This window comes from Brucella gallinifaecis (assembly GCF_006476605.1).
GTDB lineage: Bacteria > Pseudomonadota > Alphaproteobacteria > Rhizobiales > Rhizobiaceae > Brucella > Brucella gallinifaecis.
Map to the genome: position 1 here is coordinate 107110 of NZ_ML636803.1, position 25659 is coordinate 132768.

The window sequence follows — 25659 nt, forward strand, 5'->3', positions numbered from 1 at the left end:
GCCTCACTCAAATTCCATGATCAGTTCATCGACGGCAAGGCTCGCACCTTCCTGTGTTGCAATTCGTTTGACCGTGGTGCGGCGTTCAGAGCGCAAGAGGTTTTCCATTTTCATGGCTTCGACGGTTGCCAGTGGCTGACCGGCTTCGACGGTTTCACCATCTTTGACGAGAACGGAGGTAATCACTCCGGGCATCGGGCAAAGCAGCATTTTTGATGTATCTGGCGGCAGTTTGACCGGCATGAGTTTTGCCAGTTCAGCCACGTGTGGTTTGCGGATATGAGCGATGGTATCAATGCCACGCCAGCGAAGTCGCCAGCCCGTGCGAGAGCGCAAAATCTTGACGGCGATGGATTTTCCATCAACGGTGAAGGAACCAAGCTGGTTGCCGGGGTGCCAGTCGCTGGCAACCGGCAGGCTAAGGCCATTGGTAAAGTTGATGACTGTACCGCCTTCGCCCTCAACTATGCGAATGGGGATATAATGGTTGCCAAGTGTTATCACCCAGTCCGTTGCTACAGACTGATCCTGCGACGACAGCCTGCCGGAAATTTGGGCGTTACGCTGTTCAACCACCATGTTGATCTGTGCGGCGACTGCGGCGAGTATATTTGCATCTTCATCAGAAATTGCGACGCCTGCAAAGCCATCTGGATATTCTTCTGCAATGAAGGCGGTTGTCAGTGCGCCAGCGCGAAAACGAGGATGCTCCATCACGGCTGAAAGAAATGGTAGATTATGGCCGATTCCCTCCACTTCAAAAGCATCCAGTGCATTGCCCATCGCATTGATTGCGCTGGTCCGATCTGGTCCCCATGTGCATAATTTTGCAATCATCGGGTCGTAATACATCGAGATTTCGCCGCCTTCAAAGACGCCCGTGTCATTGCGGATGATTGTGCCATTTGCGTTTTGCCCTTCGACCGGCGGTCGATAGCGCGTCAGTCTGCCAATGGAAGGCAGGAAGTTACGATAGGGGTCTTCGGCATAAAGGCGGCTTTCAATAGCCCAGCCATTAAGTTTGACATCGGTCTGACTTAGTCGAAGCTTTTCGCCGGAGGCAACGCGGATCATTTCTTCGACAAGATCAATGCCCGTGATGAGTTCCGTCACCGGATGCTCGACCTGCAGGCGTGTGTTCATTTCTAGGAAATAGAAATTGCGATCACCGTCGACGATAAACTCAACCGTGCCTGCGGAATAATAACCAACCGCCTTGGAAAGCGCGACCGCCTGTTCACCCATTGCCTTGCGGGTGGCTTCGTCCAGAAAGGGTGAGGGCGCTTCTTCAATCACCTTCTGATTGCGGCGCTGAATGGAGCATTCACGTTCACCCAGATAAATGACATTGCCGTGGCTATCGCCCAATATCTGAATTTCGATATGACGTGGCTGTGTTACAAATTTTTCAATGAAAATGCGGTCATCACCAAATGATGATTTCGCCTCGTTTCGCGACAGCTGAAAGCCTTCGCGGGCTTCATCATCATTCCATGCGATACGCATCCCTTTACCGCCGCCGCCAGCGGAGGCCTTGATCATCACAGGATAGCCGATTGACGTTGAAATGCGGACCGCCTCGTCTGCATCCTCAATCAACCCCATATGGCCAGGCACTGTTGAAACGCCGGCCTGTGCTGCGATCTTTTTGGAGGTAATCTTGTCGCCCATGGCTTCAATGGCATTTACCGGCGGGCCAACAAAGATGACATTGGCAGCTTTCAACGCTTGGGCAAAGCGTGGGTTCTCTGATAAAAAGCCATAGCCCGGATGCACCGCATCTGCACCAGTCTCTTTAATCGCAGCCAGTATTTTATCGATGACGATATAAGACTGGTTCGAGGGCGCTGGTCCGATGTGGATTGCTTCGTCTGCCATTCTGACATGCAGAGCATTGCGGTCTGCGTCTGAATAGACTGCGACTGTCGAAATGCCCATTTTCTTAGCGGTTTTGATAACCCGGCATGCGATTTCGCCGCGGTTGGCAATCAATATTTTCTTGATCATTGGCAGTTGCCTCACACAAGCATGATCCCAAAAAGCGGGAACCGGTTTTTGGATAAGATCATGCGTTAATTAAAGAGGTATCGTGTCGTGTTTCTTCCATGGCGTGTTCTGGCTCTTGTTGCGAAGCGCAGAGAACGCACGAATGATACGGCGGCGGGAAGAATGCGGCATGATCACTTCGTCAATGAAACCGCGTTCGGCAGCGACGAATGGATTGGCGAAGCGCTCTTCATATTCCTTCGTGCGACTGGCGATTTTTTCGGTGTCGCCAAGCTCAGAGCGATACAGAATTTCGGTTGCGCCCTTGGCGCCCATGACAGCGATTTCAGCCGTTGGCCATGCATAATTAATGTCAGCGCCAATATGTTTTGATGCCATCACATCATAGGCGCCGCCATAGGCTTTGCGCGTAATCAGCGTCACCATCGGAACGGTTGCCTGACTATAGGCGAAAAGCAGCTTGGCGCCATGTTTGATCACGCCGCCATATTCCTGCGCGGTTCCGGGCAGAAAGCCCGGGACATCGACCAGAGTCAGGATTGGAATGCTGAAAGCATCGCAAAAACGCACAAAGCGTGCTGCCTTACGTGATGAGTCAATATCAAGACATCCCGCCAGCACCATTGGCTGATTGGCGACTATACCGATTGTCTGGCCTTCCATGCGGATGAAGCCCGTAATGATATTTTTGGCGAAAGCTTCCTGAATTTCAAAGAAATCGCCTTCATCGGCAAGGGCCAGAATCAGCTCCTTCATATCGTATGGCTTGTTGGCGCTGTCAGGGATCAATGTATCAAGACGCATTTCAAGGCGTGCCGGATCATCATAAAAAGGGCGAACCGGCGCTTTCTCGCGATTGTTGAGCGGCAGAAAGTCGAAAAGAATGCGAACCTGCTCAAGCGTTTCGATGTCGTTTTCATAAGCACCATCGGCCACGGAAGATTTCTTCGTATGGGTCGAAGCACCGCCCAACTCTTCTGCCGTGACAATTTCATTGGTGACGGTTTTTACTACATCAGGGCCGGTCACGAACATGTAGGAACTGTCGCGAACCATGAAGATAAAATCGGTCATGGCTGGCGAATAGACTGCGCCGCCCGCACATGGGCCCATGATGACGGAAATCTGCGGGATAACGCCTGAAGCATCGGCATTACGTTTGAAAACATCGGCATAGCCTGCCAGCGAAGCAACACCTTCCTGAATGCGTGCGCCGCCAGAATCATTGAGCCCGATGACCGGCGCACCGTTCTGCAGGGCCATATCCATGATTTTGCAGATTTTCTGTGCATGTGTTTCCGAAAGCGAGCCGCCAAGAACCGTGAAATCCTGACTGAACACATAGACCTGCCGGCCATTGATTGTGCCCCAGCCAGTCACAACGCCGTCACCTGCGATCTTCTGCTTTTCCATGCCGAAGTCGGTGCATCGATGGGTGACATACATATCGAATTCTTCAAACGATCCCTCGTCGAGAAGAACATCCAATCTTTCGCGGGCGGTGAGCTTGCCCTTAGCGTGTTGCGCATCAATGCGCTTCTGTCCGCCGCCAAGACGGGCTTCGGTGCGACGGGCTTCAAGCTGTTCGAGAAGTTCCTGCATTCACTATGACCTTGGAAAGCTATGAATTTGTCTAACTGCTTAGTGCCAGTATGCCGCATTCTGAAAGCTTGAAAAGGTGCGATTGTGTAATTTATAAATTTGCAAATAGTAAAATGCAAATTTGCAAATATGATGGTTTATAATGGCACCCAAAAAACTCTATGTTGGCAGGAAAATCCGCGAAATACGTGAACAGCATAAGGCAACCCAATCAGGTTTTGCAGAACGTTTAGGTATTTCAACGAGTTATCTTAATCAGATCGAGAATAACCAGCGCCCCGTATCTGCTGCTGTGCTGTTGTCATTGGCCGAGAATTATCAGATTGATATTGGTGCCATTTCGCTTGGCGATGATGATCGGCTTTTATCTGCAGTCTCGGAAGCACTGGCTGATCCGGTATTTGAAAATTACAAACCAAATTTGCAGGAATTAAAACTGATCACGCAGAACGCACCGGGATTGGCGCATGCGCTGATTGCCTGTCATCAGGCTTATCGGCGCAACAGTGAACAACTTGCAAGTCTGGATCACCAGCTTGGGCGTGCGCCATCCGTTGCTGAGCTTGCCCCCTATGAAGAAGTGCGCGACTTTTTTCATTTTATCGACAATTACGTGCATGATATTGATATTGCTGCAGAAAATCTAGCTCAGGAGCTGAGGATTCCAAGCCGCGATATTGGCGTGGCGCTGCCGCAATATATGGAGGAGCGCTACCGTGTCCGGGTTGCCCGTGCCGATCCTGATGAAGCTGTCTTGCGGCGATTCGACCCCGTTGCGCGGGTACTTTATCTTAACCCTTATTCGCCAGCTTCGACACGTAATTTCCAGATTGCGTTTCAGATTGCTGAACTGGAAATGGAAAACCTCGTCACGACGATTGCAAAAGGTGCTGATTTTCGTTCCGTAGAAGCGGTCGAGATTTGCAAAATCGGCCTTCGTAATTATTTTGCGGGTGCGCTGGTCTTGCCCTATCAGACATTTCTGTCTGCCGCGAAAGAGTTGCGCCACGATCTTGAATTGCTGGCATCGCGCTTTGGTGCCAGTCTGGAGCAGGTTGCGCATCGTTTAAGCACATTACAGCGGTCCGGTCAGCGTGGAGTGCCGGTGTTTTTTGCTCGTATCGATAGGGCTGGCAACATTACCAAACGGCATAGTGCAGCCAAGCTGCAATTTGCACGTTATGGTGCTGCTTGCCCGTTATGGAATGTGCATCAGGCATTTGAGACGCCGGGGCGGATTATCCGTCAGCTTGCCGAAACGCCGGATGGTGCACGTTATCTCTGCGTTGCGACCGAGCTTACCAAAAGCGAAGGTGGTTTTCATGCGCCGCAGCGTCGATATGCTATTGCGTTGGGTTGTGAAGTCACGCACGCTCAGGATTTTGTCTATGCGGACGGCCTGGATATTACCGCACGCTCAGCATTTGATCCTATTGGTGTTTCCTGCCGTATTTGTGAACGGGCCGAATGTGTGCAGCGTGCGGTGCCACCATTGAAAAGCAGGCTTGCGGTCGATCACGACCGCCGCGGAATTCTGCCTTATAGACTATTGTAGAAACTAGAATCCGGCATGCTTCTTGAGGAATTCAGCCTCTTCCGGTGTTGTTTCGCGACCCAGAACCTTGTTGCGGTGCGGGAAGCGGCCAAAGCGCTCGATAATATCGTGATGCTGGCGTGCAAAGCCCAGAGAGAATTCATTGCCAAGTTTTTCATAAAGATCAATGCAGCGTTTCTGATCGCTCAGATTTTCGCTATGCATGAAAGGCAGGTATAAAAACTGGCGTTCGTCAGCGGATAGTTGACGGTCAAAATCATGATCCAGTGCCCGTGTTGCCACGTCACGCGCAAGACCATCGCTTTCAAACGAGCGCGGTGAGCCACGGAACATGTTACGCGGAAACTGGTCGAACAATATGGTCAGGGCAAGTGCCGTTTCGGGTTGCTGTTTCCAGTCTTCGAATTTGTCGGCGCGTGCATCTTCATATCCAGCCAGAAATTTTTCGCGAATTTCCGTATCGATTGCGTCACTTTTGGTGAACCAGTTTTCTCGCATTTTTGCTGAAAACCAGAAGTCAAGAACGTCTTTGGGGGAAATAGACATGGTGGCTCGCTTTGTTTACTGGTTCGGATTATCGGGTGAAGGGCAGGGTGTTTCACCTTTCATATTGCGTGACATACACGCAAAACGATCAAAGCTTTTTCCTGTATCCATTGCTGCCTTGCCTGCACCACAGCCCGTAAGGGCTGCCAGTGATAGAAGCAGGATAACTTTATTCATCTGGCTTTCCTTGTCGGTGTTTAATAGCGATATAGGTTAGGTGGTATAGAGAGCAATAGATACAGGGTTTTGTGATCAGCCGCGACCTCGATAGTTGGGGACAGATTGTTCAGGGATCCAGACATTTCGGGGTGCTTCGCCCGTCTGATAGAATATATCGATTGGAATGCCACCGCGTGGATACCAATAGCCGCCAATGCGCAGCCATTCTGGCTCAAGCAGTTCAACAAGACGCTTGCCGATTGTTACGGTGCAATCTTCATGAAATGCGCCATGATTGCGGAACGAAAACAGGAAAAGCTTGAGCGATTTGCTTTCCACCAGCCATTTGCCCGGTACATAATCGATCATCAGATGAGCGAAATCCGGTTGTCCGGTCATCGGGCAGAGTGATGTAAATTCAGGCGCAGTGAAGCGGACACAATAGGGCGTTCCAGCCTGTGGCTTTTCTACTCTTTCAAGAATTGCTTGTTCGGGTGATTGTGGAATGCTGCTGCTGGAACCAAGCTGCTTTAAATCAGAATATATTGTCTTTTCAGACATTTGCGTGCCTTTTCTAAAAGCCACGGTGCAGTCTCAACGCATTTATAACATGCGCTTGTCCTTGTTTTAACCGGGTAGGCTGCGACCGGTGGCATATTGCCAATGGCTCCGGGTAGCAGTCCTGCTCTCACAGGTAAAGACCATAAAAAAACCCGCGCCGGATAGCGCGGGCTTGTCTTGGAAGAATTATATCTATCGGCGGTCTGACAAAATGCAGCCAATTGCGACACCAATCGCAAGACCGATAAGACCAGCGGTCCCAAATAATGTAGTGGCTGTGCCGGGGTTTTCTTTCACGGTTTCTGCAACAGCTTGTCCTCGCTCGCGTACAAGCTGCGCTGCATGGCGGAATCGGCCCGATGCATCGTCAAATGCGTCTTCAGCACTATCGCGCAGATCACTTGAACGGGAAGCTAAAGACTTTGACAGACGCTTTAGCTCACCGCGTAAATCAGCAACTTGTTGCTCTAAAGCCTGTTGAACGTCGTGAGCTGTCTTGTTATCGGCCATTTCAAACCTCCATTGGAATTGATCACTCTATAACGATCATGCAAGCTTTTGGTTCCGTTCAGGAGGAATTTTATTCAGTTTTTTCTGCAAAGAATGGCAACAGGCGAAGGCCACGCCCGATACATACACCAGCCATTGCGCCAACAGCCTTGAAGATAAAGTCGGCAAATTCACCATGACGCCCAGGTGCTAAGCGTTGCAGAAGTTCAAATATACCAGCACATCCGATTGTGAGCAGCAGCACTGCAATCCAGTGGCGAGGATAGGCCAGTGCAAATAAAAAACCTACAAGAAAGAAGGCTGCAAACCTCTCTATATCAACCGGTTCACCGGTTGTCGGGCGAAACTGGATCGGACTGACCGTCACGATAAGGATGAGGGCCAGTACCAGCCATGAGGCAAGGCGTAAAAATTGCGTCATTGAATGTGGCCTTTTATTCTGCCGTATAATTGCCGACAGGTTCGTCCTGAGCCGGATCGCCACAGCGAGAATACATCTGATCGGTTATTGATTTCTTCAGTCCGTTGCCAAAGGCAAGATCATAATGCGCAATGACATCGACGCCCATGCACCATTTTACATTTTCGGGTGAGAGACCATAATTGGTTTCCAGAAAGCCAATGGCATAGGCGATGCCTTCTTCACAATTATCTGTTGTGCAGAAATTTCCATCCCGCGCCAGTTGCCGGATGGAGTTTTCGCCAAGCTTCTGGACGATTGGTTCAACTGCAAAGGGAGCAGCGCCACCCAGTGCGACAAGGACCAGCCCGATTATTGTATATTTAATGGAACGTCGCATGAATCGCTGTTAATTATTGAGACTATTATTGTTTATAACGCATGAGCGGCATCATAATGGCAAGGTCAACACCAGATGTGCCTCTATGTTTTAGGGTCAGGGCCCATTAATTTGACGGGAATGGTGTGAGGCCATCCGTTTGGATTTGATAAGGAAAGGCGAAGGAAATGTGGTTCATTTTCAAGACTTTCCGACGAAGTAGGCCGGGCGGATGGACCACATCCTTCGGACATCGAAATGACTTGGCGATCTGCTGCGTCGAGCCGCTCAACCGGGGGAACCACCCCGGTCCTCACGTCTCTCCTCGCATATCTTGTCATTTCAGATGCCATTCTCATCAAATTAATGGGCCCTGACCCTAATCATTATGACCGATTGTGACGGTTTAATATTGACTTTTACGTAAATGCGGTTGCACAACAATAGCCTGCATATTGTAAGGTCAGGATATAATAAGTGGTACGCGAGTATTATACAATTACAGAACTGACGCGGGAATTCGGTATCTCAACCCGGACTTTGCGTTTTTATGAGGATGAAGGGTTGATTGCGCCTGTACGACGGGGGCGTACACGCCTGTTCAGACCTTCTGACCGTCATCTTCTCAAGCAGATCATGCGCGGCAAGCGGCTTGGCTTCTCCATTGCTGAAATTCATGAAATTGTGCAGATGTATCGTGAACCGCCCGGTGAAACAGGGCAGCTCAAGCTTTTGATGAAGCGCGTTGAGGAAAAGCGTGCTGACCTTCGCCAGAAGCGCCGCGATATTGATGAGACGCTGACAGAGCTGGATCAGGTGGAAGAAGCATGTATTGAACGTCTGGCAGAGCTTGGTGTTTCAACCTGATTATTGCTGATTATTGCTGATTATTGCTGATTATCCGGTACGGGCGAGCATATCTCAACGATCTGCTGAACCGTGCTGTTGTTGTTTTGGTTCGCTTTTCCACTAAAGACATCGTTGAACAGTTTTGCTTTATCAAGCTCGCTTACCACGCAGCCACAGAATTGATTGCAAAGGGCTTCACTGCCATTTGGCAAGCAGGATGCAATACAAGAGCGGGTAAAAGCAGGGCGCTGGTCAGGCGGTGAAATCAAAGCGAAACAATAAACAAGTGCGATGAGGACAGGCTGGTGAATCAGGTAAAAAGCCAGACTATGACGGCCAATAAAGGTCAGCGGCTTTTGCAGAAATTGTGGTTTAATGCCGCCCGAGAGTTTTGGCAGCCAGTTGAAGCGCTGAAAAATACGGGCTGCTGCGATGCCGGTCAGTACAGCTCCAAACCATGGGAACAGGGGGACATAGTCGCTTGAGCGGGGTGGGACTGTTGATAAGCCGACCCAGGCAAGCCATGTTGAATTGAAAATATTGGCCTGTGCATAGAGCGGTGCGCTGATGACCAGGGCTGCAACGATCAGCGTCAACGCTGGCGGTATATGCAGGAACAAGAGGCCAATTATGCTTGCCAGCGCAATCTGATGCAAAATGCCGAAGAAAATGAAGTTATCCGGCGACATGTAATAGGTCACTGCTGAAATGGCTGCGGCGGCAGCCGCAATCTGCAAAAGACGTTTTCCCATTGCATGCCAGCGAATGGTCTTTCCATGTGCAAGGACCAGACTGAAGCCAACGAGAAACAGAAAGCTTGATGCAATGCAGCGTGCAAAGAGCTTCCAGCCACCATGGCCGGTGGTTCCGGCTGCCATATAGCCGAAGAATTCGAGATCCCAGCCAAAATGATAGATCGCCATTGCTATCAGTGCGATGCCACGCGCTATATCTATGCGTTCAAGACGCGAACGGGGTGGTCGTGTCTGATCTGTTTCAGCGGTGTTGTGCATAATCCATCCCGGGCTTTGACACTAAGAGTCGTGCGGATTCTTATCACATGCCATTGCATGGCTATAGTAGGCGGAGGATCCAGACACATTTATCCTGTGCGAATATCCTGTTTTCAACCGCGCCCGGCTGCCTTGTTTTTGCCGTGACTTTACAGGTTTTGTTAAGCATATTTTTTATTAAGGTATTGATATTAAATTATTTTTTAGAAGGCTTGGGCGGAAGGTGGCGAATTGCGCCGTATTTCAGCCATTTTTTACGGTTGCGTTTTATCGATCCCAGGACTATATCGTTGATCTCGACGTTGTGAAGGACGTTGGATAAAAGCATAATAAGGTTGTAAAAATCTCCATGGACGAAACCGTTCAAAAATCTTGCTGGGGTGTAACGCTCTGGGCAGTTATTGGTCTCTTTGTAATCATCCTCATAGCTTACCTCTTCTCTGTTTAACGCATAAAGCATGCGGAAAGCGGAAAGTTGATGGCGTATTTCGGCAATCTGTTTGCCTTGTTATTCTCTTAAACTATCCATAATAGTGTAATGTCATTGTGCTGCCTGCTTTATATGGTTGGCATATGAGCTTGCACAGCCTATTTTGGGTTGGATAGGTGTAGAATGTTTTTGTCGGTATTTGATCTTTATAAGATTGGCATTGGCCCATCGAGTTCTCACACGATGGGGCCGATGACGGCTGCTCATATGTTTCTTGATGAGCTGATCGGCGGTGACTGGCCAAAGCCAGCCAATGCCAAAGTGTATCGTTTGAAAGCAATTTTGCACGGATCGCTTGCTTATACGGGAATCGGTCACGCTACAGATCGCGCAGTTATTCTGGGTTTGTGTGGTTACACACCTGATTCCATTGATCCTGATATTATGGATTCGGAGGTCAAAAAGGTTGAGCGTGTTAAAACCGTTCAGCCTTCAGGTCATCCAGCCTATCAGTTTGATCCAAAGACCGATCTGGTTCTTGATCGCAAGACACCCTTGCCAGGTCATGCCAATGGAATGGCATTTGAGGCTTATGACAAAAGTGACCGGCTGTTGTTGCGCCGAGTTTATTTCTCGATTGGTGGTGGTTTTGTTGTCACAGAGGAAGAGCTAAGCCGTGTACAGACCAGCGGTGGTAAGCGTGAAGCAAAAGCTGATGTGCCTTACCCGTTTAATAATGCTGCTGAAATGCTGGCCATGGCGCGTAAAAGCGGTCTTTCGATCGCTGACATGAAGCGCGCTAATGAAGAATGCCATATGACGTGCTTTGATCTTGATGAAGGTCTGGATCGTATCTGGGCTGCGATGCGTGGCTGTATTGAGCGTGGCTTAAGCCGCGATGGGATTATGCCGGGTGGGCTGAATGTACGCCGGCGTGCGCAGCAGCTTTATGAGCGGCTGGAAGAAGACTGGCGTAATAACAAGATCAATCCATTGCTCGCAAATGACTGGCTGTCGGTCTATGCAATGGCAGTTAATGAAGAAAATGCTTCAGGCGGGCGTGTTGTAACAGCACCGACCAATGGTGCGGCGGGGGTTGTCCCTGCGGTTTTGCGTTATTACCAGCATTTTCACGATGATGCTGATGAAAAGGGTATTCGTGATTTTTTGCTCACCTCTGCTGCGATTGGTGGTGTGATCAAGCATAATGCATCGATTTCCGGGGCAGAGGTTGGCTGTCAGGGGGAGGTCGGTTCAGCATCGGCCATGGCTGCTGCAGGTCTTGCAGCTGTGCTTGGCGGAACGCCGGAGCAGATCGAGAATGCGGCTGAAATAGCCCTTGAGCATCATCTTGGTATGACATGTGATCCGGTTGGCGGTCTTGTTCAGGTGCCATGCATTGAGCGCAATGCGCTTGGTGCTGTGAAGGCCGTTACTGCTGCCTCACTTGCCGTTAAGGGTGATGGTCAGCATTTTGTGCCTCTCGATGCCTGTATCGAAACCATGCGCCAGACCGGGCATGACATGAGCGAGCGCTATAAGGAAACCAGTCAGGGTGGTTTGGCGGTTAATGTGGTTGCTTGCTGAGGATAAGATTCTTATCACTTGAAGCTTGCATTCGGCTTGGCTAAATCATTGCCATGGCACTTAATCTCGTAAAATTATGCGTCGGTTGCGATAGTATTGAAGATCTCGCAGCATGGATCGATTTCAGGCTTGCGGAGCAACGCGCTGCTGGCCTTGTCCCCGAGCAGTTTCATACAACGCGCATGGTTCCCAAGCGGGTTGATGAATTGCTTGCGGGCGGTTCACTTTATTGGGTGATCAAGGGTAATGTGCAATGCCGTCAGCGTCTTCTTGATATAAGGCCATTTACGGATGAGCAGGGTATCAATCGCTGTCATTTGGTGCTGGAGCCTAAAATTCATCCGACCGAGTGGCAGCCCCGCCGTGCTTTTCAGGGTTGGCGATATTTGAATGAGAATGAAGCGCCCATGGACGAGGCTTCTGGTAAGTCGGGCAGGGCTGCTTTGCCAGCTGAATTACGACAAGAGCTGGCCGCTCTGGGATTGCTTTGATCTAACAAAAAAGCCTGCCGAACTGGCAGGCTTTTTTGGGTAAATAATCTTGCTCAATTTTCGATTATGAGGCGTACAGCAACTTTATCAGCGCTTACTGGTAAGGTCATGCGCATCACTATGCGTGGTTTTACCATACGACGGTTTCGTGCAGCATGGCTTACTAATACGCCAACCAGATCACGTGTGTGAAAAGCTTTTCCGTGACGTATATCGGCAATACGAAGAGCGGCTTGCTTTAAAGCCTGAACAGAAAACAGTGACCCAAGTGCCGATGGGCGCGGTGCTTCATTTGCCCATGGGCTGGGTGCCAAAGCATGTTGTGCAAGTGTTTCATTCATATTCGACATCTCGAAACCCTCTACGCAATACAAATTCGGGTTTGAAGTGATGCGGGAAAAGGTTTCCCGCATAGGTTAGTTTGCGACTGCGTAGCAGCCAATATTCTTCTTTTTCAGTGATGCGCACGCATCCCATGCTGCCTGTTTGGATGTGAAACCAACGAAACGAGCGCGATAGAATGTCGAGTTACCTTTTACGAAGGTCTCGGTGTATGGTGATGCAGAACGTAATGATGCACCGGCTGATGACGAAACCTTTGTAAGCATGTCACGGGCTTGACCCTCGCTTGGCAGCGATCCCACCTGAATGGCCCATCCGCCAGATGTAGGTGCAGATGCAGTAGTTACTGGATCAATCTCATGTGGCGCAGGCTCGGAAGGGATTGCAGCTTTTGGTTTTGGGCGCACTGCTGACTGTATAGCCATTGCTGCAGGGCGCGGGGCTGGTGCGACCAATGCAAGAACCTGCGGCTGATCAATATCGCCTTCACCTGTTTCGTTGTTAATGACGTCTTCAACATCTATGACCTGACGAGCAACAGGAACAGGAGCATTACTTGCTTTTGGCAAGGTTGCTGAAGCCACCAGCTGCGGTGTCTGGTTGCGCAATGCGATCAGTGGTTCTGATGGGCGGCCACGTGTTGCAGCAGGCAGATATTTCTTGATGAGCTGTGCCATGTGGGCATCGCGGCTGGCACCTGTATTGCCCCCCATCACGACAGCCACGATACGGCGTCCATCGAGATTGACTGACGAAGCTAGATTGTAGCCAGAAGCATTGGTGTAGCCGGTTTTGATGCCGTCAACGCCTTCAATGCGGCCAAGCAGGCGGTTGTGACCACGGATAGTCTGGCCACGATACTGGAAGCTGCTGCGTGAAAAATATGAAAATTCACGCGGGAAATGCTGACGAAGCGCAATGCTGAGGATTGCCATGTCGCGGGCCGTTGTAACCTGCTGGCGGTTTGGCAGGCCGGAAGCATTGCGGAATGTGGTGTTTTTCATGCCAAGGCGACGGGCTTTGGCTGTCATCATCTGGGCAAAGCGTTCTTCTGAACCGCCAAGGAATTCACCTGATGCAGCTGCAACGTCGTTGGCAGACTTGGTAACCATCGCAAGGATTGCATCTTCCACGCGAATGGATTGGCCTTTTTTGAAGCCGATTTTTGTGGGTGGGCGTGCAGCTGCATATGCCGAGATCGGAATGCGGCTGTCTTTATTGATACGGCCAGCCTGCATGGCTTCAAGCAGCATGTAGATTGTCATCATCTTGGTGAGAGATGCCGGATATCGTTTTGCATCGGCACTGGATGCAAACAGGGTTTTGCCTGTATTTGCATCGACAACGATTGCGGCATATCTGTCATTGGCCACAGCAGGAACTGTGGTTGAGGCTGTGGAGCAGCCTGTTACGACAGCAAGAAGAAGAGAGGCCTGAGCTGCTCTTTTCAAGGCATATGCGACTTTATTAAATGCGGTACGCACGATGATGACCTGCCTGTATCCCGTTTTTTTCAACTGCGGCGCAAATGGCACACAGCAATCTAATTCGGAAACCATACTGTCATCAGCGTTACCAATCCGTTTATGGTAACTGCATTATTCATAATTTCTAAAAAAAAGTTTATGGGCAAGCTGTCATGTTATGCGCAATTAGAGCCGTTTCTATCTGATTTCATCAGAGCGTCGCTCTAAAGTCGGTTATTTAGAGTCCGAGCCTAAATCATGTTTCGTTGAGTGATGGTTCATAATGGCTGGTTCAAATTTTTGTTATTGATGAATGCAACCCAAGATAATTGGGCCAATGCATCCCCTTGCAAAAAGTCTCGGTTGCAAGTCGCGACGAAGGGCTTAAAATCACTGTATGACAACCTACATATGTGGGTAAGAAAGCTATAGAACTTGGCATCGGGTTAAAGGTTACATGCGGCATTCAAATTTATTCATGCAGAGCAAGACCAATGGCGGGAACGGGCCGGATAACGGTACTGTTGTGGTCACGCGCACGCAACCTGCAACCAAGAAGCCAAGCCTCTATCGTGTATTGCTTCTTAATGACGACTATACTCCCATGGAGTTTGTCATTCATGTCCTGCAACGATTTTTCCAGAAAAATATGGACGATGCGACGCGTATCATGTTGCATGTTCATAACCATGGTGTCGGTGAGTGTGGTGTATTCACCTATGAAGTTGCCGAAACCAAGGTTAGTCAGGTCATGGATTTTGCCCGCCAGAACCAGCATCCATTACAATGTGTAATGGAGAAAAAGTGAGGTCATATGCCATCGTTTTCTCCCAGCCTTGAAAGAGCGTTGCATCAGGCGCTTACCATTGCGAACGAGCGGCATCACGAATATGCCACGCTCGAACATCTTCTGCTTGCCCTGATCGATGACCAGGATGCGGGTGCTGTGATGCGCGCCTGTAGCGTCGATATGGAGCATCTTAAACGGATTGTGACCGATTATATTGACAGGGAACTGGACAATCTTGTCACCGGTTATGACGAGGATTCTAAGCCGACGGCGGCCTTCCAGCGCGTGATTCAGCGTGCCGTTATCCATGTTCAGTCTTCAAACCGTGAAGAAGTGACCGGTGCAAATGTGCTGGTTGCTATCTTTGCCGAGCGCGAAAGCCATGCTGCCTATTTCCTTCAGGAACAGCAGATGACACGTTATGACGCCGTGAATTATATTTCACATGGCATTTCAAAGCGTGCGCAGAGCAACGAGCCTCGCACGCCGCGAGGCGCCGAAGGGCTGGGAGAAGAACGTAGCAGCGTGGAACCGGACGAGGGTCCAAAGAAAAAGCAGGATGCGCTGACAGCCTATTGCGTCAATCTGAATGAGAAAGCGAAGTCTGGGCGCATCGATCCACTGATCGGTCGTGATAGCGAGATCAGTCGTACCATTCAGGTTCTTTGCCGTCGCTCCAAGAATAATCCGCTTTATGTGGGTGATCCGGGCGTTGGTAAAACTGCGATTGCTGAAGGTCTGGCCAAGCGTATCGTTGAAGGCGATGTGCCGGAAGCGCTTGCTGACGCTACAATCTTCTCGCTCGATATGGGTACATTGCTTGCCGGAACACGTTATCGTGGTGATTTTGAAGAGCGCCTGAAGCAGGTTGTGAAAGAACTTGAAGAATTTCCGGGTGCGGTTCTGTTCATCGATGAAATTCACACTGTCATTGGTGCCGGCGCTACTTCCGGCGGGGCGATGGATGCGTCGAACCTGTTGAAGCCTGCGCTGTCTTCGGGTGCAATCCGTTGCATTGGTTCGACCACCTATAAGGAATATCGTCAGTTCTTCGAGAAGGATCGTGCTCTGGTTCGCCGGTTCCAGAAGATTGATGTCAATGAACCATCGATTCCTGATGCAATTGAGATCATGAAGGGGCTGAAGCCGTATTTTGAAGACTTTCATAAGGTCAAATATACGGTTGATGCTATCAAGTCGGCTGTGGAACTGTCCGCACGCTATATTTCCGACCGAAAATTGCCCGATAAAGCTATCGATGTGATTGATGAAACGGGGGCAAGCCAGATGCTTCTGCCGCAAAACAAGCGCAAGAAGACGATTGGCGTCAAGGAAATTGAAGAAACTATTGCGACCATGGCACGGATTCCGCCAAAATCGGTTTCAAAGGATGACGAGCAGGTGCTTGCTCATCTTGATACTGAATTGAAGCGGGTGGTCTATGGTCAGGATCTGGCGATTGAAGCGCTTTCCTCTGCGATCAAGCTTGCCCGTGCAGGTTTGCGCGATGCAGACAAGCCAATTGGCTCCTATCTGTTCTCCGGTCCGACCGGTGTCGGCAAGACGGAAGTTGCCAAGCAGCTTGCTTCTTCGCTGGGTGTTGAACTGCTTCGTTTTGATATGTCGGAATATATGGAGCGTCACACCGTATCGCGTCTGATCGGTGCACCTCCCGGTTATGTCGGTTTTGATCAGGGCGGTCTTTTGACTGATGGCGTTGATCAGCATCCGCATTGTGTGCTGTTGCTCGACGAAATCGAAAAAGCACATCCAGATCTCTACAACATTTTGTTGCAGGTTATGGATCATGGCTCGCTGACCGATCACAATGGAAAGAAGATCGATTTCCGCAATGTGATTTTGATCATGACGACAAATGCCGGTGCTGCCGATATGGCCAAGGCTGCGATTGGTTTTGGTTCGACACGGCGCGAAGGCGACGACATGGAAGCGATCAACCGGCTGTTTACGCCGGAATTCCGCAACCGTCTCGACGCAATCGTTCCATTTGGTCCGCTGCCGGTTCCGGTCATTCATCAGGTTGTTCAGAAATTCGTGCTTCAACTCGAAGCACAGCTTGCTGAACGTGGTGTGACATTTGAACTGACCGAACCTGCAATCGCATGGCTTGCTGACAAGGGCTATGATGAACGCATGGGTGCGCGTCCGTTGGCCCGTGTTATTCAGGAGCACATCAAGAAGCCTCTGGCTAATGAGGTGCTGTTTGGCAAGCTCAAGCATGGCGGAACGGTTCGGGTTGATGTTATCACGAAGGAAGACGGCAAGACTGATCTTGTTCTTGAGAGCGTTTCCGACAAGCCGGTAACGCCAAAAAAGGACATTCCTGTTGAAAAGAAACAGCCTGTACGCAAGAAGGCAGCGCCAAGGAAAGCTGTGAAGGAGAAGGTTCTGGCGGATGAGGATGAAATCCTGCCAAAGCCTGTGGCCGAGGTTGGTTCGATTAAGTCGTCTGTTCCCAAGGTTCCACGCAAGAAATAAGAACTGTAAAAGGCCCTTTGAACAAAGGGCCTTTTTCGTAGTGCAAGTTTTAGCGCAAATGGCGTATTTTCAACCATGCCTATGAGTCGTTCTTCCAATTCTGCATTTCATCCCGATGAGCAATCCAGTCATCTGCGCTGGTTTTTTCGTGGTACTCGGCGCATCGTGAGTGTACCTGCTATTTTGCTGATGAGTTCGTTTGTCGGCCTTTCAGGGCTGGCAATCGAAAGTGGCATAACAGTCGGGCAGGCGGTGTTTATGACACTCACCATCTGGGCTTTGCCTGCAAAGGTGGTGCTTATTGGCGCGATCAGCGCCGGAGCCTCAATTCCAGCTGCGGCTTTGGCGGTTGGGTTGTCATCAGTGCGCCTGATGCCGATGGTGGTCGCACTTTTGCCGGAACTCAAAGGCCCAAAGACGCGCAAGCTGACGCTTGCAGCCCTTTGTCATTTTGTAGCTGTGACTGCCTGGGTCATGGCGATGGAAGAGTTGCGTAACGTGCCGCGCAATATGCGGACCAGCTATTTTGCCGGTATAGGCACCGTTCTGGTTGGAACCAATGCGATTGTCGTCGCTTTGGTTTACCTGCTCTCGGCATCTTTTCCGCCCGTGGTGTTTGCAGCACTTTTCATGCTCACGCCAATGTATTTTCTGACGTCGCTCTGGCGTTCTGCGCGTGAACGGGCCGGGCAGGTTGCGATGATTTCCGGCATTGTCCTGCTTCCGGTCTTTCACCAGTTTGCGCCAGGCTACGATCTGCTGATGACTGGTGTTGTGGGGGGCTTGATTTCATTCGCCGTCCACCGTGCAGGCAAGATGAAGGAGGCTGCCCAATGAACTGGGACAGTTATTCTGACTGGTGGTGGCCGTTTATATTCATTCTGCTTGCTGGAGCGCTTCCGACATATCTTTTCCGCGTCATGGGCGTGATCATCGGTGGCCGGATAAGCGAGGATTCTGAAGCGCTTGTATTTGTGCGCTGCGTTGCAACAGCACTGGTTGCGGGTGTTGTTGCGCAACTTATTCTCTATCCGAACGGGGAGCTTGCAAACTCCCCGATGTGGTTGCGTGTTGGAGCAGCAGCGGCTGGCTTTGCTGCCTATCTGATTGCCGGTAAGCGTTTGCTCGTCGGCATCATGGTCACTGAAATATTGATAATAATTGGTCTTTTAAGCTTATAAAGCTATTTCTTATCAAAGTGATGCACGTATTTTTTCAGCATTTGCTGTAAGAATGGCCGGGTCTTCCATTTTTCCGCTATGCGGTTTCAGTTCGATGCCTTCAAAGCGCGGAATGACGTGGAAATGCAGGTGGTAAACCGTCTGTCCGGCAGCAGGCTCATTGAACTGAACGACCGTAACACCATCGGCATTGAAAGCTTTTTTCACGGCATTTGCGATCTTCTGTACGGCTTTGATGGCTTCGGCGAGAGCTTCCGGCTTTGCATCAAGCAGATTGCGCGATGGCGCTTTGGGGACGACCAGCGTGTGGCCGGTTCCTTGCGGCATGACGTCCATGAATGCCACAACATCATCAGTTTCATAGACGCGCGTTGACGGAATTTCGCCGCGCAGGATTTTTGCAAAGATGTTGTTGTCATCATAGGTGGCAGACATGGTTTTCTCCAGTTCAGTCAATTTGCATGGTAATTATGAGTGTTTGAAAGCTGTGTGCTCTGCAAGTTTTGCATGTATCTGATCGATTTCCCGACGTTCATGTTCCAGATAATCGCTGACCGCATGGCGAAAGCCCTCATGTGCAATATAATGCGCGGAATGGGTGATGATCGGAACATAGCCGCGAGCAAGCTTATGTTCACCTTGCGCACCAGCTTCGACAATGCGCAGTTTGTGCTCAATCGCAAAATCGATTGCCTGATGGTAGCAGACTTCGAAATGCAGATATGGGTGATCCTCGATGCAGCCCCAGTGACGCCCATAAAGTGTATCACTGCCGATGAAGTTGATTGCACCGGCAATATAGCGGCCATTACGCTTGGCCATGACGAGCAGGATGTCCTGCGCCATGCTTTCACCAATCAGCGAGAAAAACTTACGGTTGAGATAGGGGCGGCCCCATTTGCGATTGCCGGTATCCTGATAAAATTCAAAAAAATCATCCCATATTGATTCTGTAAGGTCACTGCCCGTCAGCCAATCAATTTCAATGCCTTCTGAAAGCGCATCACGCCGTTCTTTTTTCAGTGCTTTTCGTTTTCGCGATACAAGCTCATTCAGAAAATCATTATATTCTGAAAAGCCATTGTTTATAAAATGAAACTGTTGATCTGTACGATGCAGAAATCCGGCTGTTTCAAGCGAGGAAATTTCGCTTAAAGGTGCAAATGTGACATGCGAGGAGGATGCGCCGGTCTGATCGGTCAGTTGCCGCAGACCGGTTGCGAGCGCTGTCTGAATGGCTTTCGGTTCAAACTCATGATGGTGGAGCAGGCGCGGCCCTGTTGCCGGTGTGAATGGAACAGAGGCTTGAAACTTGGGGTAGTAGTGTCCGCCTGCACGCTCAAAGGCATCTGCCCAGCCGTGATCGAAAACATATTCACCTTGACTGTGCCCTTTGAGATAATTTGGGACAGCGCCAATCAGATAGCCCTTATTATCTTCAAGGCGCAGATAGTGTGGCAGCCAGCCTGTCTGTTGCGAAACCGAGCCGGATTGTTCCAGAGCGAGAAGAAAGGCGCGCGAGATAAAGGGATTGTAAGTGTTGCCCTGCCGGGATGTCCCGGCAAGGTGGTTCCATTCGTCTTCCGAAAAATCGCCAATGCTTTGTACGACGCGAAGCGCGAAGCTTTGTTCAGTTTGCTGCCGGTCTTTACTCATGGCTTTTCGTTATTCATGGTTTGTCTCTTCAGGCGATCAAAGAGCGCGGATCAAAACCCTCGAAGGTGATTTGATCCACATTAAGATCGCTATGTTTTTTCAATTCTGGATCGCGCACGGTCCAGCTGATGACCGGAAGGTTAAGCTTTTCACGCACGAAACTGACGAACGGGTTTGGCAAATGGTGCACATTGTAAGATACGAAGGAAATCTGATGCGCAAGCATCGAGAAATGGGCTTCAAAATTTTTCATTTGCGTGCCTTCGGCAGTCAGACCTCCCGGGACTCCGGGAGCTTGACTTGCAAAGAGGCGGACCAGATGGTGGTCGAACGACATGATTGCAACTTCGCCCTTATAGGAGGCGAGTTCCTTCGCAACCGCAGCGACGAGACCGTCATCGCGGCCTTCAATGCCCTTCAGTTCGATCACGACCGGCACTCGCCCGGCAACCAGATTGAGTGTTTCACGCAATGAGGGTGCATGGTCATCTGTACCGCCGATACGCAGTGCAGTTGCTTCTGCAAGTGTCAGATCGCTGATACGCCCTTTTTGACCTGTGAGGCGCTCAAGGTCGTCGTCATGGAAAACGATTACGCCGCCGTCTTTGGTCAGGTGCACATCGCACTCGATCGCAAAGCCTGCTTTTGCAGCCGCATCAAAAGCGGAAAGGGTATTTTCCCAGCGCTTGTTGTTGAGGTCGTGGAGGCCACGATGCGCAATCGGCTGTTTTCTGAGCCAGTCGGGTGATGACATTATGCAACCTCGATGATGGCTTCAATCTCAACCGGTGCATTGAGCGGCAGGCTTGCGACGCCTACAGCCGAACGAGCATGTTTTCCTGCCTCTCCGAGGACGGCAACAAGCAGATCAGATGCACCATTGGCAACCAGATGCTGCTCAACGAAATCGGCGCTTGAGGAAACGAATACAGTAATTTTTACGACACGTCTGATTTTGTTCAGATCGCCGAGAGCAGCTTTTGCTTGCGCAAGAATGTTGACTGCGCAGGCACGTGCAGCGGCCTGACCATGTGCAACGGTGAGTGCATCGCCGATTTGTCCGGTATGAACGAGTTTGCCATTTTCCAGCGGCAACTGGCCTGAGGTAAGCAGCAGCGAACCCGTTTGTGCGAAAGGTACATAGTTCGCAGCCGGCGCTGCAGCTTCCGGCAAAGATATACCCAGATTTTTAAGGCGGCTGTCGATGGTGTCGGTCATTCCATTAATCCTTGCTAACTTAATGCCTTGAGCTTCCCTTTTACAGAGAGAATCGGTGAAGCTTTTGGGGAGGGTGCGTTTTTTGCCTCGCTTCCGCCATGACTTATTTTATCATGCTCCTCAACATATCGGGAGATTCATATATGCATTTTTTGAGAATGGCATTTGCGGCGTCCGGAGCAGCAATTTGTGTTTGGGGTGGTGTAGCCAGTGCTGCATCGGCTGTGGCTCTGGTTCCGCATCGTGCTGTGTATGATCTCACATTGGATCGCGCGGATGAAAAATCCGGGATTAGCGGTCTGAAAGGGCGTATGGTCTATGAGTTTAATGGCTCAGCTTGCGAAGGATACACAACGAATTTCCGTTTTGTGACACGCATCGATATGGATGAGCAGCCGCAGCGCGTAACAGATCAGCAGACCACGACCTTTGAAAGCGGTGATGGAAAAGACTTCCGCTTTTCCAACAAGACTTTTGTTGACAAGGAGCTGGTCAAGGAAGTGCGTGGCGATGCTACGGTCGAAGATGGCAAGACCATGGTAGCGCTTTCCAAGCCGAAAGAAGACACGCTGGATCTCAAGGCAACGCAATTTCCCACGAGGCATATGGAAGAACTGATTGCCAAAGCTGTCGCTGGCGAAAAATTCTACCAGACATCGCTTTATGACGCTTCTGAAGATGCTGACCGTGTTGTCGCGACGACTGTCGTTGTTGGCATGGAGCAGGAAGCCAAAGGCGATGAAACAAAGGCTATGGGCAAATTCACCAAGGATAAGATCTGGCCTGTTACAATTTCCTATTTCGATGACAAGGAAAAGCAGGATAGCCTTCCAATCTACCGCATCAATTTCAAGCTTTATAAAAACGGTATTACACGTGATCTGACTATGGATTACGGTGATTTCTCCATGCACGGAAAGCTGGTTAAGCTGGATGTCTATGATGAGAAGACTTCGCAAGCCGATTGCAAGTGAGATATTTGCCAAAGCATTGCAGGTTATAATTAGCGCAAGGCTTGCATTTATTGGCGTGTTGGTTTAACAGCGCGACTATTCCACACACGGGATTGGGCTTTGCAGGGAGAAATCCTGCCTCAGCCTCCGGTGGCGATTAATCGCCTCAGCCCGTGGAGGTTCAACCGGAAAAGGAAAATACCGATGGCATTGCCTGAATTCAGCATGCGTCAGCTTTTGGAAGCTGGTGTTCACTTTGGTCACCAGACTCATCGCTGGAACCCAAAGATGGCTCCATACATCTATGGCGACCGCAACAATATCCACATTCTCGATCTGTCCCAGACCGTTCCTCTGCTGCACAATGCACTGAAAGTTGTTTCAGATACTGTTGCTCGCGGTGGTCGTGTTCTGTTCGTTGGCACCAAGCGTCAGGCTTCGGACATTATTGCTGATGCAGCCGCCCGTTCGGCTCAGTATTATGTCAATGCACGCTGGCTTGGCGGCATGATGACCAACTGGAAGACAATTTCGAACTCGATCCAGCGTCTGCGTAAGCTTGATGAAATTCTTGCAAATGATGCTGTGGGCTATTCGAAGAAAGAACGTTTGAATCTCGAACGCGAACGCGAAAAACTTGATCGTGCTCTTGGCGGCATCAAGGATATGGGCTCGGTTCCTGACCTTATGTTCATTGTTGATACCAACAAGGAATCAATTGCTATTCAGGAAGCCAAGCGTCTTGGCATTCCAGTTGTTGCAATTATCGATTCGAACTGCGATCCAGACCAGATCGATTACCCAATTCCGGGCAATGACGATGCTGCACGCGCTATCTCGCTTTATTGCGATCTGGTTGCCCGTGCTGCCCTCGACGGCATTGCACGTCAGCAGGGTGCTATGGGCATCGACGTTGGTGCTCAGGTTGAAGCTCCTGTTGAGCCTGCGCTCGAAGCTCCAGCAGCAAGCGCATAATCAGCGCCCATGAATTTCATCCATCCGTCACATGACGGGTGGATAACTTCATTCGTTTCGATGCAGTCAGCATCGGTTAAAAGTTGGCACACCCATCCGGTGTGCCTTCGCTTTCATGAAAGGCGACACAATGAGCATTTCCGCATCACAGGTTAAAGAACTCCGCGAACTGACCGGTGCAGGCATGATGGACTGCAAGGCAGCGCTTGCTGAAACCAACGGCGACATCGAAGCTGCTGTTGATTATCTGCGCGCCAAGGGTATTGCCAAGGCTGACAAGAAGGCTGGCCGTACGGCTGCTGAAGGTCTGGTTGGCGTTGCTGCTTCCGGCAACAAGGCTGTTGTTGTTGAAGTCAACTCAGAAACGGACTTTGTTGCACGTAACGATGCGTTCCAGGATCTCGTTCGCAAGATCGCTCAGGCAGCTCTTTCGACCGACGGTTCGTCTGAAGCTGTTGCTGAAGCAAATATTGACGGCAAGTCAGTCACGCAGGCTGCCAAGGATGCTATTGCAACCATTGGTGAAAATATCAGCTTCCGCCGCTCGGCAGCTCTTGAAGTCTCCAAGGGTGCGGTTGCTACCTATATTCATAACGGCGTTGCAGATGGCCTTGGCAAGCTTGGCGTTCTTGTTGCAATTGAAACTGAAGGCAATGCAGAAGCTGCAAGCGCATTCGGTCGTCAGGTTGCGATGCATGTTGCAGCAATCAACCCGCTTGCTCTGACTGCTGCTGATGTTGATCCGGCTGCTGCTGAACGTGAAAAGGCGATTTTCATTGAGCAGGCTCGTGAATCGGGCAAGCCAGACAATATTATCGAAAAGATGATCGAAGGTCGTATGCGCAAGTTCTACGAAGAAGTTGTTCTTCTTTCGCAGTCTTTCGTTATCAATCCTGATCTGACTGTTGAAGCTGCTCTCAAGGAAGCTGAAAAGTCGATTGGCGCACCTGCAAAGATCACTGGCTTTGCGCGTATCGCTCTCGGTGAAGGCATCGAGAAAGAAGAAAGTGACTTCGCTGCTGAAGTTGCTGCTGCTGCCAAGGGCTAATCAGCTTTTCGTTTGAAAAGGCTTTTGATTATGAAGGGCATCGCGTGACAACGCGGTGCCCTTCGTGTATCGCAACCATTATTATTCATTGATCATCATCTGCGGAGAGTGCTCCATGTCCGTTAAGTCCGCTTATAAACGCGTTCTTCTGAAAGCCTCAGGCGAGGCGCTGATGGGCAATCAGGGGTTTGGCATTGATGTCTCCGTTGCCGACCGTATTGCCAATGACATCAAGCAGGCACGAGCGCTGGGCGTTGAAGTGGGAGTCGTCATCGGTGGCGGCAATATTTTTCGTGGCGTAGCTGTGGCGTCTAAGGGCGGCGACCGTGTGACGGGCGACCATATGGGCATGCTGGCAACGGTCATCAATTCGCTTGCGCTACGTACTTCGCTGCACAAGATCGGTGTGGATGCTGTTGTGCTTTCTGCCATAGCAATGCCTGAAATCTGCGAGAGCTTCTCTCAGAGGCAGGCGACTGCCTATATGGATGAGGGCAAGGTTGTGATTTTTGCAGGTGGTACGGGTAATCCGTTCTTTACAACCGATTCTGCTGCGGCACTGCGTGCGGCGGAGGTTGGAGCGGATGCCCTTCTGAAGGGTACTCAGGTTGACGGTATTTATACCGCTGATCCTAAAAAAGATCCAACAGCTACACGTTTTGATGTGCTGACCCATAAGGAAGTTCTGGATCGGGGACTGGCTGTCATGGATACCACGGCAGTTGCTCTTGCGCGTGAGAACCACATTCCGATAATAGTCTATTCTATCCATGAAAGCGGCGGTTTGGCCGAAATTCTGCAAGGCAAGGGACGTTGCACGATCGTTTCCGATAATTGATCAAAGTTCTGGCCAGGCACTGAAGGAGAATTTGCATGAGCGATGTTTTTGACATCAATGACCTGAAGCGACGCATGGAAGGCGCGATTAATTCCCTTAAGCATGACCTGGGTGGTCTGCGTACGGGCCGCGCTTCTGCAAGCTTGCTCGAACCAATCACGATTACGGCTTATGGTTCGGAAATGCCGATTAATCAGGTTGCGAATATCACTGTTCCTGAAGCACGCATGTTGTCGGTTTCTGTATGGGACAAGACGATGGTCGGTGCGGTTGAACGTGCGATTCGCGATTCCGGTCTGGGCCTTAATCCTATTACTGATGGTATGACATTGCGTATTCCGCTTCCTGAGCTGAATGAACAGCGCCGTAAAGAGCTGGTCAAGGTCGCCCATCAATATGCTGAGCAGGGCCGCATTGCTGCGCGTCACGTTCGCCGTGATGGTATGGATACGCTGAAAAAGCTCGAAAAAGACGGTGATATCAGTCAGGATGACAGCCGTGCCTTTTCTGAAAAAGTACAGAAGCTGACTGACGATACCATTGCCGAAATGGACAAGATCGTTTCGGTCAAAGAAGGGGAAATCATGCAGGTTTAGGCCTGACA

At 50.3% G+C, this 25659-nt stretch carries 28 protein-coding genes; 13 read left to right on the forward strand and 15 right to left on the reverse strand.

Features of this window, described 5'->3' with window-relative positions:
* Nucleotides 1-3: 3 nt before the first annotated feature.
* Together FHY56_RS07125 and FHY56_RS07130 are read right to left on the reverse strand one after the other, a co-directional pair.
* Entirely contained in the window at nucleotides 4-2007 is a 2004-nt protein-coding gene (locus tag FHY56_RS07125; protein ID WP_140904484.1) for an acetyl-CoA carboxylase biotin carboxylase subunit, read from the reverse strand.
* Nucleotides 2008-2076: 69 nt separating this feature from the next.
* Nucleotides 2077-3609 carry an acyl-CoA carboxylase subunit beta gene (locus FHY56_RS07130; RefSeq protein ID WP_140904485.1) on the reverse strand — a complete coding sequence of 511 codons (1533 nt, stop codon included), beginning with the start codon at nucleotides 3607-3609 and terminating at the stop codon, nucleotides 2077-2079.
* Between the two features lie 142 nt (nucleotides 3610-3751).
* Here FHY56_RS07130 and FHY56_RS07135 point away from each other — a divergent pair, with 142 nt between their 5' ends.
* Entirely contained in the window at nucleotides 3752-5164 is a 1413-nt protein-coding gene (locus FHY56_RS07135; protein WP_140904486.1) for a helix-turn-helix domain-containing protein, read from the forward strand.
* Nucleotides 5165-5167: 3 nt separating this feature from the next.
* Here the strand turns inward: FHY56_RS07135 and FHY56_RS07140 are convergent, their stop codons facing one another.
* From FHY56_RS07140 to FHY56_RS07160, 6 genes are all read right to left on the reverse strand, one after another.
* Entirely contained in the window at nucleotides 5168-5710 is a 543-nt protein-coding gene (locus tag FHY56_RS07140; RefSeq protein WP_140904487.1) for a DUF924 family protein, read from the reverse strand.
* Nucleotides 5711-5725: 15 nt separating this feature from the next.
* Entirely contained in the window at nucleotides 5726-5887 is a 162-nt protein-coding gene (locus FHY56_RS17895) for a hypothetical protein (protein ID WP_168927595.1), read from the reverse strand.
* A gap of 75 nt (nucleotides 5888-5962) precedes the next feature.
* Nucleotides 5963-6430, reverse strand: coding sequence for a preQ(1) synthase (gene queF / locus FHY56_RS07145; protein WP_140904488.1), 468 nt, complete (start codon nucleotides 6428-6430; stop codon nucleotides 5963-5965).
* Between the two features lie 192 nt (nucleotides 6431-6622).
* Complete coding sequence (locus FHY56_RS07150) at nucleotides 6623-6940, reverse strand: ElaB/YgaM/YqjD family protein (protein WP_140904489.1); 318 nt, start codon at nucleotides 6938-6940, stop codon at nucleotides 6623-6625.
* A 70-nt stretch (nucleotides 6941-7010) separates the two neighbouring features.
* Entirely contained in the window at nucleotides 7011-7361 is a 351-nt protein-coding gene (locus FHY56_RS07155) for a VanZ family protein (protein WP_140904490.1), read from the reverse strand.
* 13 nt (nucleotides 7362-7374) lie between these two features.
* Entirely contained in the window at nucleotides 7375-7740 is a 366-nt protein-coding gene (locus FHY56_RS07160) for a hypothetical protein (protein ID WP_140904491.1), read from the reverse strand.
* A 456-nt stretch (nucleotides 7741-8196) separates the two neighbouring features.
* Here FHY56_RS07160 and FHY56_RS07165 point away from each other — a divergent pair, with 456 nt between their 5' ends.
* On the forward strand, nucleotides 8197-8586 hold the full coding sequence (locus FHY56_RS07165; RefSeq protein WP_140904492.1) for a MerR family transcriptional regulator: 390 nt from the start codon (nucleotides 8197-8199) through the stop codon (nucleotides 8584-8586).
* A gap of 20 nt (nucleotides 8587-8606) precedes the next feature.
* Here FHY56_RS07165 and FHY56_RS07170 read toward each other — a convergent pair whose 3' ends face one another.
* The gene (locus FHY56_RS07170; protein WP_140904493.1) at nucleotides 8607-9581 is read right to left on the reverse strand and encodes an acetyltransferase domain-containing protein; all 975 of its coding nucleotides are present in this window, start codon (nucleotides 9579-9581) and stop codon (nucleotides 8607-8609) included.
* A 613-nt stretch (nucleotides 9582-10194) separates the two neighbouring features.
* Between FHY56_RS07170 and FHY56_RS07175 the strand changes: the two genes are divergently transcribed.
* The gene (locus tag FHY56_RS07175; protein ID WP_140904494.1) at nucleotides 10195-11598 is read left to right on the forward strand and encodes an L-serine ammonia-lyase; all 1404 of its coding nucleotides are present in this window, start codon (nucleotides 10195-10197) and stop codon (nucleotides 11596-11598) included.
* 53 nt (nucleotides 11599-11651) lie between these two features.
* A complete protein-coding gene (locus FHY56_RS07180; RefSeq protein ID WP_140904495.1) occupies nucleotides 11652-12089 on the forward strand; it encodes a DUF1489 family protein in 438 nt (145 codons plus the stop codon).
* A gap of 53 nt (nucleotides 12090-12142) precedes the next feature.
* On the opposite strand, the gene FHY56_RS07185 is transcribed toward FHY56_RS07180, so the two are convergent.
* Together FHY56_RS07185 and FHY56_RS07190 are read right to left on the reverse strand one after the other, a co-directional pair.
* Nucleotides 12143-12439, reverse strand: coding sequence for a hypothetical protein (locus tag FHY56_RS07185; RefSeq protein ID WP_140904496.1), 297 nt, complete (start codon nucleotides 12437-12439; stop codon nucleotides 12143-12145).
* Nucleotides 12440-12505: 66 nt separating this feature from the next.
* Entirely contained in the window at nucleotides 12506-13915 is a 1410-nt protein-coding gene (locus FHY56_RS07190; protein ID WP_140904497.1) for a D-alanyl-D-alanine carboxypeptidase family protein, read from the reverse strand.
* Between the two features lie 439 nt (nucleotides 13916-14354).
* Between FHY56_RS07190 and clpS the strand changes: the two genes are divergently transcribed.
* From clpS to FHY56_RS07210, 4 genes are all read left to right on the forward strand, one after another.
* Nucleotides 14355-14705: an ATP-dependent Clp protease adapter ClpS gene (gene clpS / locus FHY56_RS07195; RefSeq protein WP_376889130.1), complete on the forward strand. Its 351-nt coding sequence runs from the start codon at nucleotides 14355-14357 to the stop codon at nucleotides 14703-14705.
* Nucleotides 14706-14711: 6 nt separating this feature from the next.
* Nucleotides 14712-17186 carry an ATP-dependent Clp protease ATP-binding subunit ClpA gene (clpA, locus tag FHY56_RS07200; protein WP_140904499.1) on the forward strand — a complete coding sequence of 825 codons (2475 nt, stop codon included), beginning with the start codon at nucleotides 14712-14714 and terminating at the stop codon, nucleotides 17184-17186.
* A gap of 75 nt (nucleotides 17187-17261) precedes the next feature.
* The gene (locus tag FHY56_RS07205) at nucleotides 17262-18023 is read left to right on the forward strand and encodes an AzlC family ABC transporter permease (RefSeq protein ID WP_235889445.1); all 762 of its coding nucleotides are present in this window, start codon (nucleotides 17262-17264) and stop codon (nucleotides 18021-18023) included.
* Nucleotides 18020-18367: an AzlD domain-containing protein gene (locus FHY56_RS07210; RefSeq protein WP_140904500.1), complete on the forward strand. Its 348-nt coding sequence runs from the start codon at nucleotides 18020-18022 to the stop codon at nucleotides 18365-18367. The genes FHY56_RS07205 and FHY56_RS07210 overlap by 4 nt, the downstream gene beginning before the upstream one ends.
* Nucleotides 18368-18379: 12 nt before the next feature.
* Here FHY56_RS07210 and FHY56_RS07215 read toward each other — a convergent pair whose 3' ends face one another.
* Genes FHY56_RS07215 through FHY56_RS07230 form a run of 4 tightly spaced genes read right to left on the reverse strand, consistent with a single transcriptional unit; the run spans nucleotide 18380 to nucleotide 21241 of the window.
* On the reverse strand, nucleotides 18380-18802 hold the full coding sequence (locus tag FHY56_RS07215; RefSeq protein ID WP_140904501.1) for an HIT family protein: 423 nt from the start codon (nucleotides 18800-18802) through the stop codon (nucleotides 18380-18382).
* A gap of 33 nt (nucleotides 18803-18835) precedes the next feature.
* Complete coding sequence (locus FHY56_RS07220; RefSeq protein WP_140904502.1) at nucleotides 18836-20023, reverse strand: GNAT family N-acetyltransferase; 1188 nt, start codon at nucleotides 20021-20023, stop codon at nucleotides 18836-18838.
* A 28-nt stretch (nucleotides 20024-20051) separates the two neighbouring features.
* Nucleotides 20052-20777 carry a glycerophosphodiester phosphodiesterase gene (locus FHY56_RS07225; protein WP_140904503.1) on the reverse strand — a complete coding sequence of 242 codons (726 nt, stop codon included), beginning with the start codon at nucleotides 20775-20777 and terminating at the stop codon, nucleotides 20052-20054.
* Entirely contained in the window at nucleotides 20777-21241 is a 465-nt protein-coding gene (locus FHY56_RS07230; RefSeq protein WP_140904504.1) for a RidA family protein, read from the reverse strand. The genes FHY56_RS07225 and FHY56_RS07230 overlap by 1 nt, the downstream gene beginning before the upstream one ends.
* 143 nt (nucleotides 21242-21384) lie before the next feature.
* Here FHY56_RS07230 and eipB point away from each other — a divergent pair, with 143 nt between their 5' ends.
* The 5 genes from eipB to frr all read left to right on the forward strand — a co-directional run bounded on the left by eipB (nucleotide 21385) and on the right by frr (nucleotide 25651).
* Nucleotides 21385-22215: a cell envelope integrity protein EipB gene (eipB, locus tag FHY56_RS07235; RefSeq protein ID WP_140904505.1), complete on the forward strand. Its 831-nt coding sequence runs from the start codon at nucleotides 21385-21387 to the stop codon at nucleotides 22213-22215.
* A 183-nt stretch (nucleotides 22216-22398) separates the two neighbouring features.
* The gene (rpsB, locus tag FHY56_RS07240; protein ID WP_140904506.1) at nucleotides 22399-23169 is read left to right on the forward strand and encodes a 30S ribosomal protein S2; all 771 of its coding nucleotides are present in this window, start codon (nucleotides 22399-22401) and stop codon (nucleotides 23167-23169) included.
* 130 nt (nucleotides 23170-23299) lie between these two features.
* A complete protein-coding gene (gene tsf, locus FHY56_RS07245; RefSeq protein ID WP_140904507.1) occupies nucleotides 23300-24217 on the forward strand; it encodes a translation elongation factor Ts in 918 nt (305 codons plus the stop codon).
* Between the two features lie 115 nt (nucleotides 24218-24332).
* Nucleotides 24333-25055, forward strand: coding sequence for a UMP kinase (gene pyrH / locus FHY56_RS07250; protein ID WP_140904508.1), 723 nt, complete (start codon nucleotides 24333-24335; stop codon nucleotides 25053-25055).
* A 35-nt stretch (nucleotides 25056-25090) separates the two neighbouring features.
* Nucleotides 25091-25651: a ribosome recycling factor gene (gene frr / locus FHY56_RS07255; RefSeq protein WP_140904509.1), complete on the forward strand. Its 561-nt coding sequence runs from the start codon at nucleotides 25091-25093 to the stop codon at nucleotides 25649-25651.
* The last annotated feature ends 8 nt before the right edge of the window (nucleotides 25652-25659 follow it).

What these genes read in the sequence shown, in the direction of transcription:
- FHY56_RS07125 (WP_140904484.1), bottom strand. Translation starts at nt 2,007, where the DNA reads ATGATCAAGAAAATATTGATTGCCAACCGCGGCGAAATCGCATGCCGG.
- FHY56_RS07130 (WP_140904485.1), bottom strand. Translation starts at nt 3,609, where the DNA reads ATGCAGGAACTTCTCGAACAGCTTGAAGCCCGTCGCACCGAAGCCCGT.
- FHY56_RS07135 (WP_140904486.1), top strand. Translation starts at nt 3,752, where the DNA reads ATGGCACCCAAAAAACTCTATGTTGGCAGGAAAATCCGCGAAATACGT.
- FHY56_RS07140 (WP_140904487.1), bottom strand. Translation starts at nt 5,710, where the DNA reads ATGTCTATTTCCCCCAAAGACGTTCTTGACTTCTGGTTTTCAGCAAAA.
- FHY56_RS17895 (WP_168927595.1), bottom strand. Translation starts at nt 5,887, where the DNA reads ATGAATAAAGTTATCCTGCTTCTATCACTGGCAGCCCTTACGGGCTGT.
- queF (WP_140904488.1), bottom strand. Translation starts at nt 6,430, where the DNA reads ATGTCTGAAAAGACAATATATTCTGATTTAAAGCAGCTTGGTTCCAGC.
- FHY56_RS07150 (WP_140904489.1), bottom strand. Translation starts at nt 6,940, where the DNA reads ATGGCCGATAACAAGACAGCTCACGACGTTCAACAGGCTTTAGAGCAA.
- FHY56_RS07155 (WP_140904490.1), bottom strand. Translation starts at nt 7,361, where the DNA reads ATGACGCAATTTTTACGCCTTGCCTCATGGCTGGTACTGGCCCTCATC.
- FHY56_RS07160 (WP_140904491.1), bottom strand. Translation starts at nt 7,740, where the DNA reads ATGCGACGTTCCATTAAATATACAATAATCGGGCTGGTCCTTGTCGCA.
- FHY56_RS07170 (WP_140904493.1), bottom strand. Translation starts at nt 9,581, where the DNA reads ATGCACAACACCGCTGAAACAGATCAGACACGACCACCCCGTTCGCGT.
- FHY56_RS07175 (WP_140904494.1), top strand. Translation starts at nt 10,195, where the DNA reads ATGTTTTTGTCGGTATTTGATCTTTATAAGATTGGCATTGGCCCATCG.
- FHY56_RS07180 (WP_140904495.1), top strand. Translation starts at nt 11,652, where the DNA reads ATGGCACTTAATCTCGTAAAATTATGCGTCGGTTGCGATAGTATTGAA.
- FHY56_RS07185 (WP_140904496.1), bottom strand. Translation starts at nt 12,439, where the DNA reads ATGTCGAATATGAATGAAACACTTGCACAACATGCTTTGGCACCCAGC.
- clpS (WP_376889130.1), top strand. Translation starts at nt 14,355, where the DNA reads ATGCGGCATTCAAATTTATTCATGCAGAGCAAGACCAATGGCGGGAAC.
- clpA (WP_140904499.1), top strand. Translation starts at nt 14,712, where the DNA reads ATGCCATCGTTTTCTCCCAGCCTTGAAAGAGCGTTGCATCAGGCGCTT.
- FHY56_RS07205 (WP_235889445.1), top strand. Translation starts at nt 17,262, where the DNA reads ATGCCTATGAGTCGTTCTTCCAATTCTGCATTTCATCCCGATGAGCAA.
- FHY56_RS07210 (WP_140904500.1), top strand. Translation starts at nt 18,020, where the DNA reads ATGAACTGGGACAGTTATTCTGACTGGTGGTGGCCGTTTATATTCATT.
- FHY56_RS07215 (WP_140904501.1), bottom strand. Translation starts at nt 18,802, where the DNA reads ATGTCTGCCACCTATGATGACAACAACATCTTTGCAAAAATCCTGCGC.
- FHY56_RS07220 (WP_140904502.1), bottom strand. Translation starts at nt 20,023, where the DNA reads ATGAGTAAAGACCGGCAGCAAACTGAACAAAGCTTCGCGCTTCGCGTC.
- FHY56_RS07225 (WP_140904503.1), bottom strand. Translation starts at nt 20,777, where the DNA reads ATGTCATCACCCGACTGGCTCAGAAAACAGCCGATTGCGCATCGTGGC.
- FHY56_RS07230 (WP_140904504.1), bottom strand. Translation starts at nt 21,241, where the DNA reads ATGACCGACACCATCGACAGCCGCCTTAAAAATCTGGGTATATCTTTG.
- eipB (WP_140904505.1), top strand. Translation starts at nt 21,385, where the DNA reads ATGCATTTTTTGAGAATGGCATTTGCGGCGTCCGGAGCAGCAATTTGT.
- rpsB (WP_140904506.1), top strand. Translation starts at nt 22,399, where the DNA reads ATGGCATTGCCTGAATTCAGCATGCGTCAGCTTTTGGAAGCTGGTGTT.
- tsf (WP_140904507.1), top strand. Translation starts at nt 23,300, where the DNA reads ATGAGCATTTCCGCATCACAGGTTAAAGAACTCCGCGAACTGACCGGT.
- pyrH (WP_140904508.1), top strand. Translation starts at nt 24,333, where the DNA reads ATGTCCGTTAAGTCCGCTTATAAACGCGTTCTTCTGAAAGCCTCAGGC.
- frr (WP_140904509.1), top strand. Translation starts at nt 25,091, where the DNA reads ATGAGCGATGTTTTTGACATCAATGACCTGAAGCGACGCATGGAAGGC.